We start from the raw sequence: 4,837 nt of genomic DNA on the forward strand, positions 1-4,837 counted from the left end.
TGTTTAATTTGCGGGTGTTCAACTTTTTAAAGTGTAAACACTTACGATTTTTCTCAAAATAAACATCGCTGATAATCAGTATATTAATTTCGTCAATTATCAGCAAATTATCAACTATGAACAAATTGTAGCTGATAATCAATGGTTTGTATTTTGGGGAAATTAAAGGCTGAACACCCGTTTTTTAAAAACTGAACACTGACAGTATCGTGTCAGTAAAAAGCAGAAAAAGCAAAATCAATGGCATCAAAAAGTCATTTGCACATTTGAAATCTGCACATCCGAAATCCCTCGCATTTGCATCCAAATTTCACATTAAAGTCATTTGCACATCTGCATATTTAAAATCTGCACATCACAGCACATCTTATTTGGATTTAATATAAATAAGCTTACATTTGCTACGTTTTATATTATAAATGATGAGGCTATCACAACTGGAAGTAGGCGAAACAGGTATCGTAAAGGAATTTACCGACCTTGAAATGTCGGTAAAACTGATGGAGATGGGTTGTTTACCCGGCGAAGAGGTCCGCATTTCGCGTATTGCCCCACTTGGCGATCCTATTGCCATCAGCGTATCAGGTTACCAGCTTAGCTTACGCAGGTTTGAAGCATCCACCATCATTTTGCAGTAGTTTGTAAGCATTGAAAGCCGATATAAGAGTTGCACTTGTAGGAAACCCCAACACCGGTAAATCAACTCTGTTTAATATACTCACCGGGTTAAATCAAAAAATCGGAAATTTTCCGGGGGTTACTGTTGATAAAAAAACAGGCTTTTCCCAGCTCCCTGACGGCCGCACAGCCGAAATAATTGACCTTCCGGGCACGTACAGCATCTACCCAAAAAGCAAAGACGAATCCATCGTATTTTCGGTACTGGCCGATAGATCAAAAGGCATGGTGCCCGATCTGGTTGTGGTGATCCTTGATGCATCCAACTTAAAACGCAACCTGCTGCTTTATACCCAGATCGCCGATCTGAAGATCCCTGTAGTGGTGGCGCTTAACATGATCGATGTATCAGAAAAAGCGGGTATCAAAATCAATATCGATCTGTTTGCCAAAAAGCTGGGCGTACCGGTGGTGCCTATCTCCGCCAGGAAAAATACAGGTATTGATAAACTTAAAAGTGCTATTGCTTTTGCCAACAGTGTTCCGTTACAACAGGATACTATAGATATTGAAAGTATAGCCCCGGGCATCATAGCCCAGATAAGAGGCGAGATGCAGGTTGAAAACCCTTATGTGGCGCTGCAGCTTGCCCATCAGCATGAAACGCTCAACTACCTTTCAACAACCGAAAGCGACCGCATTGAGCAACTGGAGCAGGAACATGCTTTTCACTCGCAAAAAGCGCAGGCCACTGAAACTGTTGCCCGCTATAATTTCATTAACGATTTGCTTTACGATACCGTTACCAAGCCCGAAACGGCCCATGACGAAACCGTAAGCAACAAGATAGATAAGATCCTTACCCACAAAGTATTTGGCTTCGTGATCTTCTTTGCCATTTTACTGTTCATATTTCAGGCAATTTTTTCATGGTCGGCCTACCCGATGTCGCTCATTGAGGACCTGTTTATCTGGCTACAGGCCGGTGCTGCTAAAATATTACCTGCCGGTCCGCTGAGCAGCCTGGTTATTGACGGCGTGCTTGCCGGCTTAAGCGGAGTGCTGGTATTTATACCGCAGATTGCCATCCTGTTTGCGCTGATCTCTATTTTGGAGGATACGGGCTACATGTCGCGCGTTACCTTTATGATGGATAAAGTGATGCGCAAGGTAGGGCTTAACGGCAAATCGGTAGTGCCGCTTATCGGCGGCTTCGCCTGCGCGGTACCGTCCATTATGAGTACCCGCACTATCGAAAACTGGAAAGACAGGATGATCACCATCATGGTTACCCCGCTGGTGGCCTGCTCGGCCCGTTTACCGGTTTATACCCTGCTGATTGCCCTCGTAGTGCCAAATCGCAACGTTTGGTGGATCTTTAACCTGCAGGGCCTTGCACTTACAGCTATGTATGTGCTCAGCATTTTTTCGGCAGTTATTGTAGCCTTTGTGATGAAATTTATCCTGAAAGCCCGCGAACGCGGTTACTTTATCATGGAGCTGCCCGTTTACCGCATGCCAAGGTGGAAGAACGTGATATTTACGATGTATGACCGTTCAAAAACCTTTGTGCTACAGGCCGGCAAGGTGATCATTGCCGTTTCGGTGATACTATGGGTACTCAAGTCATACGGCCCCGGCGACAGGTTTGCCCGCATAGATAAACAATATGCCCAGCCGCAATACACCAAAACCATGACACCGGATAGCCTCACCAAAGTTATCGCTTCCGAAAAACTGGAAAACTCATATGCAGGCGTATTCGGTCATGTTATTGAGCCCGTCATTAAACCACTTGGCTTCGACTGGAAGATAGGTATTGCCCTCATAAGCTCCTTTGCTGCCCGCGAAGTATTTGTCGGCACCATGGCCACTATTTACAGTGTGGAGGGTGATGCCGATAAACTGCAATCGGTACAGGAAAAAATGCACGAAGCTAAAAACCCGGAAACAGGTCAGCCGGTATTTACGCTGGCCGTGGCTTTCTCGCTCATGATGTTTTATGCCTTCGCCATGCAATGCGCCAGCACCGTGGCCGTGGTATACCGCGAAACCAAAGACTGGCGATGGCCTGCGGCCCAGTTTGCCTATATGACTGCGCTGGCGTACACGGCAAGCTTTATCGTGTATCACTGGCTGAAGTAGTTTTTTCAGTTCATGGATCATGGTTTATAGTAAAAGTATTTTAATAGTTCTTGCAGGTTCGTCCTCTTAATTGAAAGAACAAGAAAGTCACGAACGTCAGGGAAATCGCTTTTAAAACGAGGCACCTACGGAGCCTGGAAACTATCACTTGTATTTTGCTATAAACACGTAACTCCGCTGGAGTTGCACATAGCAGATAAATTGACTCCAGCGGAGTCCCGTGTTTATAGCCTTAGAGAGATCAAAATTTCCCGGGCTCCGTAGGTGCCCCGTGCATGGTTTTGATTTTAGATATGATTTCGTCGTATGAACCATGATATATGAACTATAAGTCGCAAAATTCTTATCTTTGATCAGAGGTAAAAATTGGATAAAGTAAAAGTTTTAGAGAAATATCTACCGGCAGAAGCGGCCCCGCTTGTTGCCCGGTGGATCGACTACTTCAAATGCGAATTTAAAATTTCGCGCAACCGCAACAGTAAATTTGGCGATTATCGTTCACCTTACGGTGGCAAAGGTCACCGCATCTCGGTTAATTATGACCTTAACCCCTATGCTTTTTTGGTAACTACGGTACATGAATTTGCGCACCTGCATACCTGGAACGAGCATAAGCAAAAAGCGAAACCCCACGGGACAGAGTGGAAAAACAATTTTAAAAAAATGATGCAGCCATTTTTTGAAAAGGAGATTTTTCCGGCCGATGTTAAAAGGGCCATCAGAAACTACCTGGATAACCCGGCTGCATCAAGCTGCTCAGATCTGAACCTGTACCGCTCGCTACGCAAATACGACCCGCCGAAGGAATCAGAAGCAATTTTAACAGTAGAAAAGATCCCGCTTAAGGCATTATTTAAGTTGAAGGATGGCAGAGTATTCCGCAAGGATGAAAAGCTGCGTAAGCGGTTTAAATGCACAGAGGTTGCTACTAAACGTATCTACCTGTTTAGCCCGGTAGCCGAGGTGGAGTTGATTGAGGGTGCGACAGCGGCGTAGATCACATATTGTCGCCTTATTTAGAGCAAGTATACTATAAGATCGTCATTGCAATAACGATCTTATAGTATACTATCCAACTCCCCTTCAGGGGGGCCGGAAGCTATTTTTTACCCCAGCCGTCTTTCAGCGTTACGGTGCGGTTAAACACCAGCTTATCCTGGGTAGAGTTTTTATCTAAGGTGAAATAGCCTTTGCGCATAAACTGAACCGGCTTGCCTAATTCAGCATTAACCAAGTCTGGTTCGATGTATACGGTTGATAATACCTGCAGGCTGTTCGGATTAATATAATCCTTGAAATCTCCGTCTTCGTTTGATGGGTCTTCTACCTGGAATAAACGATCATATAACCTTACTTCGGCAGTTTTAGCGTGTTCAACACTCACCCAGTGGATGGTGCCTTTTACGTTGATGCCGCTGGTATCATTGCCTGATTTTGATTCGGGCAGGTAGCTGCAATGAATTTCGGTGATGTTGCCTTCAGCATCTTTAACAATGCTTTCGCCTTTAATGATATAGGCGTTTTTCAGGCGAACCATCAGCCCGATCCCTAAACGGAAGAATTTTTTAGGAGCAACCTCCATAAAATCTTCACGCTCTATCCATAACTCCCGACCAAATGGGAATTCCCTGCTGCCGTCACCGCCTTCAACTTCGGGGTTGTTTTCGCCGTGCATCACTTCGGTTTGGCCTTCAGGATAGTTATCCAGGATCAGCTTAACCGGATCAAGCACAGCCATGCGGCGCCATGCGGTTTTGTTTAGGTCCTCGCGGATACAAAACTCCAGCAGGCCAACATCTATCATATTTTCGCGTTTAGCTACGCCGATACGCTCACAAAATTCGCGGATAGAAGCTGGTGTATACCCACGACGGCGTAAACCGCTGATAGTAGGCATACGCGGATCGTCCCAGCCATCAACATGATTTTCCACAACCAGTTGTAACAGCTTGCGCTTGCTCATCACCGTATAGTTAAGGTTTAAGCGGGCAAACTCATATTGTTTTGAAGGGAAGATATCTAACTTCTCGATGAACCAGTCATAAAGCGGGCGATGAGGCACAAACTCCAGCGT

4 protein-coding genes are annotated in these 4,837 nt (G+C 45.2%); 3 read left to right on the forward strand and 1 reads right to left on the reverse strand.

Annotated features, from left to right (window positions below; genetic code table 11):
- Window positions 1-422 precede the first annotated feature (422 nt).
- The 3 genes from VF500_RS07140 to VF500_RS07150 all read left to right on the forward strand — a co-directional run bounded on the left by VF500_RS07140 (window position 423) and on the right by VF500_RS07150 (window position 3,759).
- Window positions 423-638, forward strand: a complete 216-nt coding sequence (locus VF500_RS07140) for a FeoA family protein (RefSeq protein ID WP_091210060.1) — start codon at window positions 423-425, stop codon at window positions 636-638.
- A gap of 10 nt (window positions 639-648) precedes the next feature.
- Window positions 649-2,763 carry a ferrous iron transport protein B gene (feoB, locus tag VF500_RS07145; RefSeq protein ID WP_330859009.1) on the forward strand — a complete coding sequence of 705 codons (2,115 nt, stop codon included), beginning with the start codon at window positions 649-651 and terminating at the stop codon, window positions 2,761-2,763.
- A 366-nt stretch (window positions 2,764-3,129) separates the two neighbouring features.
- Window positions 3,130-3,759, forward strand: coding sequence for a SprT-like domain-containing protein (locus tag VF500_RS07150; RefSeq protein ID WP_330859010.1), 630 nt, complete (start codon window positions 3,130-3,132; stop codon window positions 3,757-3,759).
- Window positions 3,760-3,862: 103 nt separating this feature from the next.
- Here VF500_RS07150 and VF500_RS07155 read toward each other — a convergent pair.
- Window positions 3,863-4,837: glutamate--tRNA ligase family protein (locus VF500_RS07155; RefSeq protein WP_330859011.1), on the reverse strand; the 975-nt coding region annotated here is incomplete at its 5' end.

This window comes from Mucilaginibacter sp., assembly GCF_036383575.1.
Taxonomy (GTDB): Bacteria; Bacteroidota; Bacteroidia; order Sphingobacteriales; family Sphingobacteriaceae; genus Mucilaginibacter.

Excerpts from the sequence above, each read along its gene's own strand:
- VF500_RS07140 (WP_091210060.1), top strand. The coding sequence starts at position 423 with ATGAGGCTATCACAACTGGAAGTAGGCGAAACAGGTATCGTAAAGGAA.